A 16,264-nucleotide genomic window follows, 5' to 3' on the forward strand; every position below is an offset into this window, starting at 1 on the left:
GAACGTGCCCGACTTCCCAGCGCCGTCTCAGCCTCCGGAGGAGTTCCGGGCCGCGACGGAGGCGATCCGCGCGGTCTCGACCCGTTCCGAGCTCACCGTGTCCGAGATCCCGTCCCCCACCGGGCTCGCGCCGTACGCACTGGCGCTCTCGGGCGACGTGTCGCCGCACGCGCACGGACGCGACTCCGAGCTGGGGACGGGCCGCTTCATCCTGCTGCACGACCCCGAGGAGCCCGAGCAGTGGGGCGGCGCCTTCCGCGTCGTCTGCTTCGCCCAGGCGCCGCTCGAGGTCGAGATCGGCACCGACCCCTTCCTGGCCGAGGTCGCGTGGTCGTGGCTCATCGACGCCCTCGACGCCCGCGGAGCCGCCTACCACGCCGCCTCGGGCACGGCGACGAAGGTCCTCTCCACCGGATTCGGCGAGCTCGCCGCCCAGGGAGACGGAGCGCAGATCGAGATCCGCGCCTCCTGGAGCCCCGATGATGCGCAGCTCGCCGCACACGTGGAAGGCTGGGGGGAGCTGTTGTGCATGCTCGCGGGTCTCCCGCCCGTATCGAGCGACGGTGTGACCTCACTCGCCTTCCGACGGAACAACCGTGACTGATTACCGTGTCCTCTCCACTCCCGACGAGTTCCTCGCCGCCGTCGACGCCCTCGCCGCGGGCGAGGGGCCGGTCGCGGTCGACGCGGAGCGCGCGTCCGGCTTCACCTACTCCCAGCGCGCGTACCTGATCCAGGTCTACCGACGCGGTGCGGGAGCGTTCCTCTTCGATCCTCCGGCGATCGGGCGGATGGACGCCCTGCAGGACGTCATCGGCGACGAGGAGTGGGTGCTGCACGCGGCCAGCCAGGATCTCGCCTGCCTGCGCGAGGTCGGACTCGACCCGACCCGCATCTTCGACACCGAGCTCGCCGCGCGCCTGCTCGGGCTCCCGAAGGTGGGCCTCGGCGCGGTGGTGGAGGATCTCCTCGGCATCCACCTGGCCAAGGAGCACTCCGCGGCCGACTGGTCGACCCGCCCCCTCCCGCAGAGCTGGCTCGTCTACGCCGCGAAGGACGTCGAGCTCCTCGTCGACCTGCGCGACCGGATGGAGGAGATGCTCATCGAGGCGCGGAAGACCAGGATCGCGCGCGAGGAGTTCGAGGCGACGCTCGCTCGGCAGCCCAAGGCGGCGCTCCCGGATCCGTGGCGCAGGCTCTCGGGCATGCACTCCCTCCGCGGTCTGCGCGCCCTCGCCGTCGCGCGCGAGCTCTGGCTGGCCCGCGACGCGTTCGCGCGCGAGCGGGACATCGCCCCGGGCCGGCTCATCCCCGACTCCTCGATCGTCGCCGTGTCCCGCAACATCCCCACCAGCCTCGGCCAGCTCTCGGGTCGCCGCGACTTCACCGGGCGCGCGAGCCGCGGCGAGGTCGACCGCTGGTGGACGGCCATCCAGCGCGGCATGACGACCGAGGACCTCCCCTCGGCGACGCGGCCCGCCGTCGAGACGCTGCCCCCGCCGCGGGCCTGGGGCGACCGCAATCCGCCCGCGGATCTGCGGCTCAAGTCGGCGCGCGCGGTGGTCATCGAGATCGCGGAGCTGCTCTCGCTCCCCGTCGAGAACCTGCTCACCCCGGAGCTGCTGCGCCGCCTCGCCTGGAACCCGCCGGAGCCGCTCACTCCCGAGACCGTCGCCGCCGAGCTCCGCCGCGGTGGAGCGCGCGCCTGGCAGGTCGACGCGACCTCCGGTCCGCTGGTGACAGCGTTTGTGGAAGCCGCCCAAGCGACCGAGGACAGCACGGAAAACGCTTCGTAGGAAGCGGCAAAGGATTCCGGCTGCGACCGTGCTCTTCCTACGATCGGGGCGACCGTGAGTTCCAGGGAGGCATTGTGGCCGAGAGATCCGAAGTCGTGTTCGTCGATGGAGTGCGTACTCCGTTCGGACGTGCGGGCGAGAAGGGCGTGTACTGGCAGACGCGGGCAGACGACCTGGTCGTGAAGGCCATGATCGGCCTGCTGGAGCGGAACCCGTCGCTGCCGAAGGACCGCGTCGACGAGGTCGCGATCGCGGCGACGACGCAGCAGGGCGATCAGGGCCTCACCCTGGGGCGAACCACTGCCCTCCTCGCGGGGCTCCCCCGCACCGTCCCCGGCTTCGCGATCGACCGGATGTGCGCGGGTGCGATGACCTCCGTGACGACGACGGCCGGGGGCATCGCCTTCGGTGCGTACGACGTCGTGCTCGCCGGAGGCGTCGAGCACATGGGGCGACACCCCATGGGCTTCAACGCCGATCCGAACCCGCGCTTCCTCTCGGAGCGGCTCGTGGGCGACGAGGCGCTGAACATGGGCAAGACGGCCGAGCGGATCCACGACCGCTTCCCCCAGCTCACCAAGGAGCGCTCCGACCGCTACGCGCTGCGCAGTCAGCAGAAGCTCGCCGCGGCCTACGCCGCCGGTGACATCCAGCCCGACCTGATCCCCGTCGCGACCCGCAGCGCCGCGGGATGGGGACTCGCGACCGCCGACGAGGCTCCGCGCCCCGAGACCACGCTCGAGGGGCTCGCCGGACTGCGGACGCCGTTCCGCCCGCACGGGCGGGTGACCGCCGGCAACTCCTCCGGGCTCAACGACGGCGCGACCGTCTCCCTCCTCGCGAGCGCCGACGCCGCGAAGGAGCTCGGCCTGTCGACGAAGATGCGTCTCGTCAGCTTCGCCTTCGCCGGAGTCGAGCCCGAGATCATGGGGATCGGACCGGTCCCGAGCACCGAGAAGGCGCTGCGCAAGGCGGGCCTGACCATCGAGGACATCGGCCTCTTCGAGCTGAACGAGGCCTTCGCCGTGCAGGTGCTGTCCTTCCTCGACCACTTCGGCATCGACGACGACGATCCGCGCGTGAACGAGTACGGCGGAGCTATCGCCGTCGGTCATCCCCTGGCCTCCTCGGGGGTGCGGCTGATGATCCAGCTCGCCCGGCAGTTCGAGGCGCACCCTGAGGTGCGCTACGGCCTCACCGCCATGTGCGTGGGGCTGGGCCAGGGCGGGACCGTCATCTGGGAGAACCCGCACTTCGACGGCAAGCGCGCACGACGAAAGGGACGCTGATCATGCTCGACGGTTTCGAGGACCTCGCCGAACTCTCCGACGGAGAGGTCGTCACCCACTCCTACGTCCGCGACGTGACGCTGGCAGGCGGCCGCGTGCTCGCGCTCATCACCCTCGACAACGACCGCGATCACACGCGGCCGAACACGTTCGGTCCGGCATCGCTCTTCGAGCTCGCCGACGTGCTGATCGCGCAGAAGGAGCGGGCGGCCGCCGGCGCGATCCAGGGCGTCGCGGTGACGGGCAAGCCGTTCATCCTCGCCGCGGGCGCCGACCTGAGCAAGGTCGGGAGCATCCCGAGCCGCGAGATCGGCCGCCAGCTGGCGCGGCTCGGCCATCGCACGCTCGGCATGCTCTCGGAGCTCGGCGTCCCGTCCTTCGTGTTCATCAACGGACTGGCGCTCGGCGGCGGCACCGAGATCGCGCTCAACGCCGACTACCGCACCGTCGACGCCTCCATCCCGGCTCTCGGGCTGCCCGAGGTGTTCCTCGGCATCATCCCGGGCTGGGGCGGCAGCTGGCTCCTGCCGAACCTGATCGGCATCGAGAACGCGCTCAAGGTCGTGGTCGAGAACCCGCTCAAGAACAATCGGACGCTCAAGGCCCGCGAGGTCCTCGACCTGGGCATCGCGGATGCGCTCTTCCCGTCCGCCTCGTTCCTCGAGGACTCGCTGCGCTGGGCCGACGGCGTGCTCGGCGGCACGGTCGTCGTCTCGCGCCCGAACGCTCCCGGGCGACTCGAGCGGATGGTGAAGTGGGACGTCGCCGTCGGCATCGCCCGGAAGCAGCTCGAGTCGCGCATCGGGACCGTCGCGGCCTCGCCGTACCGAGCACTCGAGCTCCTCAAGGGCGCGAAGAGCGCGACGCGCGAGGAGGGGTTCGCCGCCGAGGACGAGGCCCTCGCCGATCTGATCTCGGGAGACCAGTTCCGCGCGAGCATCTACGCCTTCGACCTCGTGCAGAAGCGCGCCAAGCGTCCTGCCGGTGCTCCCGACAAGGCGCTCGCGAAGCCGGTCACGAAGGTCGGCGTCGTCGGCGCGGGGCTGATGGCCACGCAGTTCGCCCTCCTCTTCGTCCGACGGCTGCAGGTGCCCGTCGTCATCACCGACCTCGACCAGGAGCGGGTCGACCGCGGAGTGGCGGGCATCGTCGGCGAGATCGACGCTCTGCTCGCGAAGGGCCGGGTCTCCCCCGACGAGGCGAACCGGCTCCGGAGTCTCATCACCGGCACGACCGATCGCGCCGATTTCGCCGACGCCGACTGGGTGATCGAGGCCGTCTTCGAGGAGCTGTCGGTGAAGCAGGACGTCTTCGCCGACATCGAGCGGTACGTCTCCCCCACCGCCGTGCTGGCGACCAACACCTCGTCGTTGTCGGTCGAGCGGATCGGCGAGCATCTCGAGCACCCCGAGCGGCTCGTCGGCTTCCACTTCTTCAACCCGGTCGCGGTCATGCCGCTCGTCGAGGTCGTCCGGACTCCTCTCACCGACGAGGAGACGCTGTCGACCGCGATGGTGACGGCGGCGAAGCTCAAGAAGAACGCCGTCATCACGCGCGACACCCCGGGCTTCGTCGTGAACCGCGTTCTCGCGAAGGTCCTCGGAGAGGCGATGCACGCCGTCGACACCGGCACGCCGTTCGAGGTGGTCGAGCAGTCGCTCGCTCCGTTCGGGCTGCCGATGACTCCGTTCGAGCTGCTCGAGCTCGTCGGGCTGAAGGTCGGGGCGCACGTGCTCGACACGCACCACGCCGCGTTCCCCGACCGCTTCTTCGACAGCGAGAACCTGCACCGCCTGGCCGAGCTCGGCCACGTCTTCGAGCGCGACTCGAAGGGCCGGGTGAAGGGCGTCGACAAGCGCGCGGTGGCGATCGTCGCAGGAGGGACGGACCCGATGACCGCCGAGGAGCTGCGTCTGCGGGTCGAGACGGGTCTCGCGGACGAGGTGAAGCGGATGCTCGACGACGACGTCGTCCACGGCGCCGAGGACATCGACCTCTGCCTGATCCTGGGCGCCGGCTACCCGTTCCAGATGGGCGGACTGACGCCCTACCTCGATCGGGTGGGCGCGAGCGAGCGGGCCTTCGGCGACACCTTCCACCACCCGGTGATCCGCGGAGTCGACTGACGGTCGCGCTGGCGGCGGGCAGAACGACCTCCGGCTCACGGGAATCGGTTCGGCTCGCAGGAGCCGCCGGTTCCCGTGAGCCGCCTCCGTTCCTGTCCGGCTGAGGTCCTGCGGCCCGCACCGGACCCGAGACGTCGTCCCGTGTCGGACGTCCGGTCTAGCCTCCCCGCATGACCCGCATCGTCTATTACGTCGCCTCCTCCCTCGACGGCTTCATCGCCGACTCCGACGACGGCCTCGACTGGCTCCTCCAGTTCGGCTTCGAGGCCTTCCAGGAGCACTACGACCGGTTCCTCGAGACGGTCGGCGCGGTGGTGATGGGCTCGACGACCTACGAGTTCGTCCGTCGCGAGGGCGCCTGGCCGTACGAGCTCCCCGCCTGGGTGCTGACCTCCGCCGACCGACCGCAGCCCGAGGGCGGCGAGGTGCGCTTCGCGTCCGGTGACCTCGCCGAGCTGCTCCCCGCGATCCGCGACTCCGCCGGCGGTCGCGACGTCTGGGTCGTCGGCGGAGGCGGCGTCGCAGCCGGCCTCGCCGAGATCGGAGCGCTGGACGAGATCCTGGTCACGATCATGCCCGTCCTGCTCGGGAGCGGTCGGCCGCTGCTGCCGATGCGCCGCACCGAGCCGTTCGAGCTCGTCGGCACCACACCGTTCTCGGGCGGAGCGATCGAGCTCGTCTACCGGTTCTGATCGGTCCTGCGACAGGCCTCGTCAATCGGTGCGGGCCTCGTCGTGCGCCTCGGCCTCTTCGGGCAGCGGGCGCGCCACGGGGATCTTGCTGCCGAGGACCTGGGCCACGACGTCGCGCGCGATGTGCTGCGGGGTGAGCCCCACGTCCTCCAGGATCTCCTCGCGCTTCGCATGGTCGAGGAACTGATCCGGCAGGCCGAGCTCGGTCACCGCGGTGTCGACACCGGCCTCCCGCAGGTCCTGGCGGATGCGGGTGCCGATGCCGCCCACGCGGACGCCGTCCTCGATCGAGATGACGAGCCGGTGGTCGCGGGCGAGCTCGATGATGCTGGCGGGCACGGGGACGACCCAGCGCGGGTCGACGACCGTGGCGCCGATGCCCTGCGCCGCGAGGCGGCGCGCGACGTCCAGACCCATCGTCGCCATGGGGCCGACGGTGACGACCAGCACGTCCTGGCGCTCGGCGCGCGAGAGCACGTCGACGCCGTCGGAGAGGCGCTCGAGGGCCTCGATCTCCTCGCCGACGTTGCCCTTCGAGAAGCGCACGACGGTCGGGGCATCGGTGACGCCGACAGCCTCGCGCAGCTCCTCGCGGAGGCGGACGGAATCGCGCGGCGCCGACAGCCGGATGTTCGGCACGACCTGCAGGATCGCGAGATCCCACATGCCGTGATGGCTCGGACCGTCCGGCCCCGTCACCCCGGCGCGGTCGAGCACGAACGTCACTCCGGCGCGGTGCAGCGCCACATCCATCAGCACCTGGTCGAAGGCGCGGTTGACGAAGGTCGCGTAGAGGGCGACGACGGGGTGGAGACCGCCGAAGGCGAGCCCCGCCGCGGAGGTGACCGCGTGCTGCTCCGCGATGCCGACGTCGAAGACGCGGTCCGGGTGCTTCTCGGCCATCTTGTGCAGCCCGACCGGCCGGAGCATCGCGGCGGTGATGCCGACGATCGTCGCGTCCTCGTCGGCGAGGGCGACGATCTCGTCGGCGAACACCGAGGTCCACGACTGGGCTCCCGGAGCCGCGAGAGGCTCGCCGGTCTCGGGGTCGATCTGGCCGACCGCGTGGAACTGGTCGGCGAGGTCCTTGACCGCCGGGCCGAACCCCTTGCCCTTCTGGGTGATCGCGTGGACGATGACGGGCTGGCCGTAGTCCTTGGCCTGCTGCAGCGCCTCCTCCATCGCGGTCACGTCGTGCCCGTCGATCGGGCCGAGGTACTTGATGTCGAGGTTGGAGTACAGCGCCTCGTTGTTGATGAATCGGCTGAGGAAGCCGTGGAGGCCCCCGCGCACGCCGCGGTAGACGGCCGCGGCAGGGCTGCCCAGGCGCTCCGACACGGCTCGCGAGCCCCGGTGCAGGGTGCGGTAGCTGCGCTTCGTCCGCACTCCGTTGAGGAAGCGCGCCATGCCGCCGATCGTCGGCGCGTACGAGCGGCCGTTGTCGTTGACGACGATGACGAGACCGCGCGCGTTGTCGTCGCTGATGTTGTTCAGCGCCTCCCAGGTCATACCGCCGGTGAGGGCGCCGTCGCCCACAACGGCGACGACGTGGCGATCGGTCTGACCTGTCATCGTGAAGGCGCGTGAGATGCCGTCGGCCCACGAGAGCGAGCTCGAGGCGTGCGAGCTCTCGACGATGTCGTGCGGCGACTCCGAGCGCTGCGGGTAGCCGGCGAGGCCGCCGCGCTGACGCAGGCCCGAGAAGTCCTGCCGTCCGGTCAGCAGTTTGTGGACGTACGACTGGTGCCCCGTGTCGAAGATGATCGCGTCGCGCGGCGAATCGAAGACGCGGTGGATCGCGATCGTGGTCTCGACGACCCCGAGGTTCGGACCGAGGTGCCCGCCGGTCTTCGAGACCTCGCGCACCAGGAAGTCCCGGATCTCCTGCGCCAGGGCCTCGAGCTCGGTGCGGGTCAGGCGATCGAGGTCGCGCGGTCCGCCGATGGTCTCGAGAACAGCCATTCGCGCCGCCTTCCGGGGTCGATGAGAGGGAGTGGACGTCTCCCGAGTCTACGCACGCGGCCCCCGGGAACGGCTGTGCGCCTCCCCCTTGCGGGGAGGCGCACAACCGTGTCGGCGCTAGACGAGCGAGCGGAGGACGTACTGCAGGATCCCGCCGTTGCGGTAGTAGTCGGCCTCGCCGGGGGTGTCGATGCGGACGACCGCGTCGAACTCGATCGTCTGCTTGCCCTCGGACGAGTGGGCGGTCGGCTCGGCGACGACGTGCACCGTCTTGGGCGTGACGCCCTCGTTCAGCGCCTCGATGCCCGAGATGCTGATCGACTCGGTGCCGTCCAGCCCGAGCGAGGCCCAGGTCTCGCCGGCCGGGAACTGCAGCGGGATGACGCCCATGCCGATCAGGTTCGAGCGGTGGATCCGCTCGAAGCTCTCGACGATGACCGCCTTGACGCCCAGGAGGCTCGTGCCCTTCGCCGCCCAGTCGCGCGAGGATCCGGAGCCGTACTCCTTGCCGCCCAGGATGACGAGCGGCGTGCCCTCGGCCTGGTAGTTCTGCGACGCGTCGTAGATGAACGACTGCGGAGCGTCGGGCTGCGTGAAGTCGCGGGTGTAGCCGCCCTCCACGCCGTCCAGCAGCTGGTTCTTCAGTCGGATGTTCGCGAACGTGCCGCGGATCATGACCTCGTGGTTGCCGCGACGCGATCCGTAGGAGTTGTAGTCCTTCCGGTCGACGTTGTGCTCGGCCAGGTACTGGCCGGCGGGGCTGTCGGCCTTGATCGAGCCCGCGGGGCTGATGTGGTCCGTCGTGACGGAGTCGCCGAGCTTCGCGAGCACGCGGGCCGAGGCGATGTCGGTGACCGGAGTCGTCTCCATCGTCATGCCGTCGAAGTACGGGGGCTTCCGCACGTAGGTCGACTCCTGGTCCCACTCGAAGGTCGCGCCCTCGGGGGTCTGGAGCGAGCGCCAGCGCTCGTCGCCGTCGAACACGCCGCTGTACTGCGTGTCGAACATCGACTTGTCGATCGACGAGTCGATCGTCGCCTGCACCTCGGCGGCGTCGGGCCAGATGTCCTTGAGGAACACGTCGTTGCCGTCGGCGTCGGTGCCCAGCGCGTCGACCTCGAAGTCGAAGTTCATCGACCCGGCGAGGGCGTACGCGATGACCAGCGGCGGGCTCGCCAGGTAGTTCATCTTGACGTCGGGGTTGATGCGGCCCTCGAAGTTGCGGTTGCCCGAGAGCACCGCGGTCACGGCGAGGTCGTTGTCCTGGACCGCGGCCGAGATCTCCTCGAGCAGCGGACCGGAGTTGCCGATGCAGGTCGTGCAGCCGTAGCCGACGGTGTAGAAGCCGAGCGCCTCGAGCGACTCGGTCAGGCCGGCCTTCTCGTAGTAGTCGGTGACGACCTTCGAGCCGGGCGCGAGGGTCGTCTTGACCCACGGCTTGGCCTTGAGGCCCTTCTGCGCGGCGTTCCGGGCGAGCAGGCCCGCGGCCAGCATCACGGAGGGGTTCGACGTGTTGGTGCACGACGTGATCGCGGCGATCGCGACGGCGCCGTGGTCGATCGTGAAGGTCTCTCCGCGGTCGCCCAGCTCCACGGTGGTGGGCTTGGACGCCGTGCTCGGAGCGTGCGAGCGGTGCACGTGCTCGTGCGAGCTGTGCGCGTCCTGCGGCTGGAGCTCGCCCGGATCCGACGCGGGGAACGACTCCGCGATCGTCAGGTCGACGATGTCGTGCGAGACGTCGGCGTAGTTGTTGAGGTCCGACTCGAACTGCGTCTTGGCCGAGGTCAGCTCGATGCGGTCCTGGGGGCGCTTCGGGCCGGCGATCGACGGGACGACGGTGCTGAGGTCGAGCTCGAGGTACTCGCTGAAGACGGGCTCCACGTCGGCGTCGTGCCAGAGCTTCTGCAGCTTCGAGTACTGCTCCACGAGGGCGATCTGCTCGTCGCTGCGGCCGGTGAGACGCAGGTAGTCGAGGGTCACGTCGTCGATCGGGAACATCGCGGCGGTCGAGCCGAACTCGGGGCTCATGTTGCCGATGGTCGCGCGGTTCGCGAGGGGGACCTCGGCGACGCCGGCTCCGTAGAACTCGACGAACTTGCCGACGACGCCGTGCTTGCGCAGCATCTCGGTGATCGTGAGCACGACGTCGGTCGCAGTCACGCCCGTGGGGATCGCGCCCGACAGCTTGAAGCCGACGACCTTCGGGATGAGCATCGAGACGGGCTGGCCGAGCATGGCCGCCTCGGCCTCGATGCCGCCGACGCCCCAGCCCAGCACGCCGAGGCCGTTGACCATGGTGGTGTGCGAGTCGGTGCCGACGCAGGTGTCGGGGTAGGCGCGCAGGACTCCGCCGATCTCACGGGTCATGGTGACCCGAGCGAGGTACTCGATGTTGACCTGGTGGACGATGCCGGTTCCGGGCGGGACGACCTTGAAGTCGTCGAAGGCGGTCTGGCCCCAGCGGAGGAACTGGTACCGCTCGCCGTTGCGCTCGTACTCGAGCTCGACGTTGCGCTCGAGGGCGTCCTCGGTGCCGAACAGGTCGGCGATGACGGAGTGGTCGATGACCATCTCGGCCGGAGCGAGCGGGTTGATCTTGTCCGGGTCGCCGCCGAGGGCCGCGACGGCCTCGCGCATGGTGGCGAGGTCGACGATGCAGGGCACGCCGGTGAAGTCCTGCATGACCACGCGCGCCGGCGTGAACTGGATCTCGGTGTCGGGCTCCGACTCCGGGACCCACTCGCCGAGGGCGCGGATGTGGTCGGCGGTGATGTTGGCGCCGTCCTCCGTGCGGAGGAGGTTCTCGAGCAGCACCTTGAGGCTGAACGGGAGCTTCTCGTGACCGGGGACCCGGTCGATGCGGAACACCTCGTAGTCGGTCTGACCGACCTTCAGGGTGTCTTTCGATCCAAAGCTGTCTACCGCGGACACGTCGCCCTCTCCTTCGCTGACGTGGATCCCGCCGACGGGCGGACCCACATATCCGAGTCCATCTTGGCGACCGCGCAGAGCGGCCTCCACCAAGGAGGACCTAACACCGGTGCGTCGTCGCACCCGCTGCACGGCGCATCGGAGCGCGCGGCGAACGGGAGCTATTTATCTCGACGTCGAGACAATTCTACGTGCACGACGCGGCCGTCACGCACGCGGCGCGGCGGTTCCCTCGTCCGCGCGCTCCCGAGCGCCGCGGTACTCGGCGCGCACGGCGAGCACAGTGAGCACGAGCAGCGGCGCGTAGAGCGGAAGGCCGAGCACGAGCTTCCAGGTGCCGAGCGCGGTCGTGTCCTCGGCGAGGAACAGCGGGTACTGCACCGCGAGGCGGAGCAGGAACAGTCCGGCCCAGGCGAGCGTCAGCGCGGCGAAGAGGCGGCGCTTGCGCTTGTCGTCCCGCCACGCGGTGCCCTCGCCCATCAGGTAGCCGGCGGCCACTCCGATCAGCGGCCACCGCACGAGCACGGACACCAGGAAGACCGCGCCGTAGACCAGGTTGGTGATCAGCCCCGGCACGAAGTTGTCGACCGCGCGTCCGGTGACCAGCGCGAGCACCGCCGACACGACGACGCCGAGCAGTCCGCCCACGGCCTGGATCACGGGTGTCCGACCGAGGATCCTGGCGACGGTGAAGGCGACCGCCAGGCCGACCGACGCGACGAGCGAGAGCACGAGCTCGCCGGTGATCGTGAAGAGGAGGACGAAGGCGACTCCGGGCACGACGGCCTCGAGGATCCCGCGCACCCCGCCCATCGAGCGCAGCAGCGCGCGGCCGTCGAACGGCTCGCCGTCGGCGACGGCGCCGAGGGCCGAGCGCCGCGCCGCCTGCGCGATCGCCTCGCCCACCTCGGGTCGGGGAGCCTCGGGCTCCCCCGGCCGCTGCTCGGACGGGCTCTGCTCCATGCTGGTCAGCTCGCGCTCTGCTGGGTCTGCCCGCCGGTGGGGACCTTGAGCGGGATCAGGTCGCGGGGAGGCATGGGGCCGGAGCCGCGGACGACGACGATGCTGCGGAACAGGTCCTCCACCGCGGCGGCCGCCTCCTGGTTCACCGCACCCGCGCCGGCGATCACTCCGCGCAGGAACCAGCGGGGACCGTCGACGCCGACGAAGCGGGCGACGCGCGACTCCCCTCCTGCGATCGGGAGCTGCGCGACGAGCTCGGGTCCGAAGACGCCCTCCCGCTCGGCGGTGCGACCGCCCTGCTTGGCGACCTGGTCGGCGATCTGACCGCGGATCTCGTGCCACAGTCCGGACGAGCGCGGTGCGGCGAACGGCTGCACCTGCAGGGTCGAGCCGGCGTAGTCGAGGCCGACGGCGATGACCCGCTTCGTCCCCTCCTCGACCTCGAGGCGGATGTGCATGCCCTCGCGCGGGAGCACCTTCACTCCGCCGAGGTCGATGTAGGGACGGACCGGGTTGGCCTCGCGCTCGTCGAGGGGCCCCGCCTCCGCGCGATCCTCGGGAGCGGACTTCTCGAAGTCCTGCTCGACGGTCTCGGCGGGCGCGTCCGAGCCGGTCGCTGCCTGGATGTCGCTCATGCGTTCTCCTTCGGAGTGCTGGTCGTGGAGGCGTCGTAGCCGGTCGATCCGAAGCCGCCGAGTCCGCGGACGGAGTCGGGCAGCTCGTCGACCGGGGTGAAGCGCGCGCGGACGACGGGGACGATCACGAGCTGCGCGATCCGGTCGCCCGCCGAGACGCGGTAGGCCTGCTCCGCATCGGTGTTGAGGAGCGCGACGCGGATCTCGCCCCGGTAGCCGGCGTCGATGGTGCCGGGGGCGTTGACGATGGTGATGCCGTGATTGAAGGCCAGCCCGCTGCGCGGGACGACGAAGCCGACGTGGCCGTCCGGGAGGGCGATGGCCACTCCGGTGCCGACGCTGGCCCGCCGACCGGGGGCGAGGACCACGTCCTCGCTCGCTCGCAGATCTGCTCCGGCGTCTCCGGGGTGCGCGTAGCCGGGGATGCTGTCCGCGCGGATCGGGACGTCGACGGATTCGTTCACGTGACGAGGGTAGACCAGTTGTCTGGTGCAATAGGGACATGCAGTCCTACCGGGAGAGGCTCTGGCCCGCGCCGTGGCTCTTCGTCTCCACAGCCCTCGTGATCCCCGCCAGCATCCTGGTCTTCGCGCCGATCGATCCGGTCGTCGGCGTCGTCGTCGCACTCGTGCTGTACGGAGGGACGATCGGCGCCCTGCTCGCGCTCTCGCCCGTGATCGAGGTCGTCGACGGGGAGCTCCGGGCCGGGCGGGCGCACATCCCGCTGGAGCTCGTGGGCGAGCCGACGACCCACGCGGGGCAGCAGGCGTTCGCGGAGCGGGGGCCGCGGCTGGACGCGCGGGCGTACCTCGTGATCCGCGGGTGGGTGCGCGACGTGGTGCGGGTGCCGATCGAGGACCCTGAGGACCCGACGCCGTACTGGCTGCTGTCGAGTCGCCGCCCGAACGACATCGTCGCCGCGATCCGGGGATCACGGCGACGGAGAGGTCGTCCTTCGGAGCGTGGAGAGGCCTAAGCGGCGCACTCCAGGCAGATCGGTCCCAGCTTCTCCTCGTGGTCGATCTGAGAGCGGTGCTTCACGAGGAAGCAGCTCACGCACGTGAATTCGTCCGCCTGGGGCGGAAGGACCACGACGTCCAGATCGAGGTCGGAGAGATCGGCTCCGGGCAGTTCGAATCCGCCCGGGTTGTCGGCGTCATCGACGTCGACGACTCCGGACATCTTGTCGGGGACTCGCTCCTTCAGGGCCTCGATCGACTCGGAGTCGTCATCGGTCTTGCGGGGGGCGTCGTAGTCCGTAGCCATTCCCATCCACTTCTTATATTCAGCTGTTCAACAAATCGGCGGGGACAGTGTGCATCAAGACGTATCGATTCGCAAACCAAATGGATCCGTGGTTGACACCGCCTGTCAGCGCCCTCGTCCGGCCCAACTTTCGACCCGCCCGCGGTATTCCCGGGCATCGGGCGCAACCCGTGTCATCCTTGCCCCGTTCGCGTCCAGAAGGAGGTCCCGCACGATGATGGAACTGAAGGTGATCGGCGTCGAGAGCGGATCGCTCGTCCTCGTCTCCGACGGAGGCGAACGGTTCTCGGTGCGGATCGACGAGACGCTGCAGAGCCAGCTCCGCCCGCGCGTGCACTCCCTGCCGCCGCGCGAGACGCGCGTCTCGCCCCGCGAGATCCAGGCCCACATCCGCTCGGGGCTCTCCCCCGAGGAGGTCGCCGAGCTCACCGGCGCTTCGCTCGAGCACGTGCAGCGCTTCGAGGGCCCCGTGACCGCCGAGCGCGAGCACGTCGTCGCCTCCGCACTCTCCGTGCGCGTCTACACGAGCGCCGACCCGGATCCCCTCGAGGAGGGCACGCCGTTCGGCGACGTCATCCGGGAGCGCCTCGCCTCCCTGGGCGCCGAGGGCGAGCAGTGGTCGAGCTGGAAGGAGGAGGACGGCTGGGTCGTCAAGCTCCTGTTCCGCTCGGACGAGATCGACCACGACGCGCGCTGGCGCTTCGACCCGCGGAAGGCGCTGCTCTCTCCGCTGACGCCCGAGGCCACGACCCTCTCCCAGCAGGGTGAGATCCGGCCGACCCTCATCCCCCGCCTGCGCGCCGTCATCCCTGCCGCCGTGGACGAGCTCGCGACGCGCTTCGACACCGACGCCTTCTCCCGATCGGGCGACTCCTCGAGGAGCTCCCGCGGCGAGCACCCCGCGACCGGACGCCCGTCGGCCCTGCCGCATGCGCGGCCGACCGCTGTCCGCCCCTCCGACACGGAGCCGCAGCCGGCCCTCGCCGAGACGCCCCGCGTGGTGTCGACCCTCCCCCGCGTGTCGACCACGACCGAGCAGCGTGAGCGGAACCTCAACGACACCGCCGATCTGCTCGATGCGCTGCGGCGTCGTCGGGGCGAGCGCGATCACGCATCGTCGCTGCGCGTGCGCGAGGAGCCCGTGCAGGAGGCGCCGGTCGTCGAGAAGGCCCCCGAGCCCGAGCGCCCGGCACCGCCCGCCGCCGCTCCCGCTCCGGCCAAGGAGCAGGCCCCGTCGAGCGCCCGCGGCGGCTTCCGCCGGGGTCGGGCGTCGATGCCGAGCTGGGACGAGATCGTCTTCGGAGCCCGCAGCGAGGACTGAGGCGCGGCTCGCCGGATCCCGTCAGACGCCCGCGAGGGCTCCGAAGCCGATCAGCGGCACCTGGGTCTCCTCGGGGGTGAGCGAGCCGTGCTGGCCGATCATGGAGCGGCCGGAGGCGTCCTCGGCGTCGTAGTAGGCGATCGCCTTCCGGGCTGCGACGAACACGTCGCCCATCCGGTCGGCGGCGGCGGGGCCGACCTCGCCGAACCAGCCGCTGGCGGCGACCTCGTCGCGGGAGGCGATCCACGCTCTGTCGCCCTCGGCAGCCCGCCAGCGCTCGAGCACGGCCCTGAGATCGGCGTCCGCCTCCAGGTGCAGCTGGAGGCAGCGGGGCTCGCCGGCGAGGTGGCGCACCCCCTCCAGAAGCGGTCCTCCGACGAGGACGTGGGAGGAGGCGGGGACGTCGAGGACGCCGTGATCGGCCGTGAGCAGCGCGGCCTCGCGCGGCCCCAGGCCGCGGACGAACGACGAGACCTCGCCGTCGAGGAGCTCGAGGGCGGCGGTCCACTCCGGCGACTCCCAGCCGCGGGCGTGCGCGGTCATGTCGAGCTCAGGCACGTACAGGTAGACGAGGCGGCGCCCACCGCCGTCGAGCAGATCGCGCGCGGCCGCGAAGCGCTCGGCGATGCTGCCGGCCGACCGGTACTCGGCCCCGCGGAGGATCGCGCGGGTCAGGCCCGACCTGGCGTACCGCGACGGGCCGATGACGCTCGCGGCGACGTGCTCCGCGGTCGCCCGCTCGAAAACCGTCGGACGCGGCTGCCACAGCTCCGGGACCATGCCCGCGTCCCACCCCGAGAGCTGGTTGACGAGGCGGTCGGCCGAGCGGTCGAGCACCCGGTACCCCACCATGCCGTGCTCTCCGGGCCGCGTCCCCGTCGTGAGACTGGCGAGTGCTGCGGCGGTGGTCGTCGGGAACCCGGAGGGGATGGTCGTCGCGCGCGTCAGCGCGGGCGCGAGGGTGCGGGCGTGGCCGGCACGCTGCTTCAGGCTCGACGCCCCCAGCCCGTCCACCAGGACGACGACGACGCGGTCGACCCTCGGGGCGCCGAACACGCCCGGCACACCGAGCACCGCGTCGAGGGCACCGGGGAGGACGTCGGCGAGGCTCCGCCGCCCGAGGGGGGCGGCGGGTAGCATGTGGGTCATCGCGCTCAGTTTCGCACAGTGCTCCTCGCGTGCGGCGAGCCCCGCGGGGCCGAGGCCCGTGCGGGTCGGCGTCACCGGGGTCCGCCCGACACCCCCGTGATCCCGGTCGTCGCCCCGTCCGCTCGTCTGCGGAG

The 16,264-nt window shown here is 70.9% G+C and carries 14 protein-coding genes; 7 read left to right on the forward strand and 7 right to left on the reverse strand.

Going from position 1 to position 16,264, the window contains the following annotated elements; translation table 11 throughout:
- Positions 1-4: 4 nt before the first annotated feature.
- The 5 genes from LRG51_RS01820 (at position 5) to LRG51_RS01840 (ending at position 5,903) form a co-directional block, all read left to right on the forward strand.
- Positions 5-604: a DUF3000 domain-containing protein gene (locus tag LRG51_RS01820; protein WP_055792238.1), complete on the forward strand. Its 600-nt coding sequence runs from the start codon at positions 5-7 to the stop codon at positions 602-604.
- Entirely contained in the window at positions 597-1,796 is a 1,200-nt protein-coding gene (locus tag LRG51_RS01825; RefSeq protein WP_230670673.1) for a ribonuclease D, read from the forward strand. The genes LRG51_RS01820 and LRG51_RS01825 overlap by 8 nt, the downstream gene beginning before the upstream one ends.
- A 74-nt stretch (positions 1,797-1,870) precedes the next feature.
- On the forward strand, positions 1,871-3,085 hold the full coding sequence (locus tag LRG51_RS01830) for a thiolase family protein (protein WP_230670676.1): 1,215 nt from the start codon (positions 1,871-1,873) through the stop codon (positions 3,083-3,085).
- A 2-nt stretch (positions 3,086-3,087) separates the two neighbouring features.
- Positions 3,088-5,211, forward strand: coding sequence for a 3-hydroxyacyl-CoA dehydrogenase NAD-binding domain-containing protein (locus LRG51_RS01835; RefSeq protein WP_230670680.1), 2,124 nt, complete (start codon positions 3,088-3,090; stop codon positions 5,209-5,211).
- A gap of 170 nt (positions 5,212-5,381) precedes the next feature.
- The gene (locus LRG51_RS01840; protein ID WP_055792251.1) at positions 5,382-5,903 is read left to right on the forward strand and encodes a dihydrofolate reductase family protein; all 522 of its coding nucleotides are present in this window, start codon (positions 5,382-5,384) and stop codon (positions 5,901-5,903) included.
- Between the two features lie 21 nt (positions 5,904-5,924).
- On the opposite strand, the gene dxs is transcribed toward LRG51_RS01840, so the two are convergent.
- From dxs to dut, 5 genes are all read right to left on the reverse strand, one after another.
- Positions 5,925-7,865: a 1-deoxy-D-xylulose-5-phosphate synthase gene (dxs, locus tag LRG51_RS01845; protein ID WP_055792255.1), complete on the reverse strand. Its 1,941-nt coding sequence runs from the start codon at positions 7,863-7,865 to the stop codon at positions 5,925-5,927.
- 117 nt (positions 7,866-7,982) lie between these two features.
- Entirely contained in the window at positions 7,983-10,796 is a 2,814-nt protein-coding gene (gene acnA, locus LRG51_RS01850) for an aconitate hydratase AcnA (RefSeq protein ID WP_230670683.1), read from the reverse strand.
- Between the two features lie 207 nt (positions 10,797-11,003).
- Positions 11,004-11,759, reverse strand: coding sequence for a DUF3159 domain-containing protein (locus LRG51_RS01855; protein WP_055792257.1), 756 nt, complete (start codon positions 11,757-11,759; stop codon positions 11,004-11,006).
- A gap of 5 nt (positions 11,760-11,764) precedes the next feature.
- Entirely contained in the window at positions 11,765-12,394 is a 630-nt protein-coding gene (locus LRG51_RS01860; protein WP_055792260.1) for a DUF3710 domain-containing protein, read from the reverse strand.
- Positions 12,391-12,858 carry a dUTP diphosphatase gene (gene dut / locus LRG51_RS01865; protein ID WP_230670686.1) on the reverse strand — a complete coding sequence of 156 codons (468 nt, stop codon included), beginning with the start codon at positions 12,856-12,858 and terminating at the stop codon, positions 12,391-12,393. The genes LRG51_RS01860 and dut overlap by 4 nt, the downstream gene beginning before the upstream one ends.
- Positions 12,859-12,896: 38 nt before the next feature.
- Here dut and LRG51_RS01870 point away from each other — a divergent pair, with 38 nt between their 5' ends.
- Positions 12,897-13,370 carry a DUF3093 domain-containing protein gene (locus LRG51_RS01870; protein WP_055792266.1) on the forward strand — a complete coding sequence of 158 codons (474 nt, stop codon included), beginning with the start codon at positions 12,897-12,899 and terminating at the stop codon, positions 13,368-13,370.
- Here the strand turns inward: LRG51_RS01870 and LRG51_RS01875 are convergent.
- Positions 13,367-13,660 (reverse strand): DUF4193 domain-containing protein, encoded by a 294-nt coding sequence (locus tag LRG51_RS01875; RefSeq protein ID WP_055792269.1) that lies wholly within the window; start codon positions 13,658-13,660, stop codon positions 13,367-13,369. The two genes, LRG51_RS01870 and LRG51_RS01875, sit on opposite strands and share 4 nt — an antisense overlap.
- 214 nt (positions 13,661-13,874) lie before the next feature.
- On the opposite strand from LRG51_RS01875, the gene sepH reads away from it, so the two are divergent.
- Complete coding sequence (sepH, locus tag LRG51_RS01880) at positions 13,875-14,981, forward strand: septation protein SepH (RefSeq protein WP_230670689.1); 1,107 nt, start codon at positions 13,875-13,877, stop codon at positions 14,979-14,981.
- Between the two features lie 21 nt (positions 14,982-15,002).
- Here sepH and LRG51_RS01885 read toward each other — a convergent pair whose 3' ends face one another.
- The gene (locus tag LRG51_RS01885) at positions 15,003-16,130 is read right to left on the reverse strand and encodes an alkaline phosphatase family protein (protein WP_230670692.1); all 1,128 of its coding nucleotides are present in this window, start codon (positions 16,128-16,130) and stop codon (positions 15,003-15,005) included.
- Positions 16,131-16,264 lie beyond the last annotated feature (134 nt).

This window comes from Rathayibacter sp. Leaf248 (genome assembly GCF_920939495.1).
GTDB classification, from domain to species: domain Bacteria; phylum Actinomycetota; class Actinomycetes; order Actinomycetales; family Microbacteriaceae; genus Rathayibacter; species Rathayibacter caricis.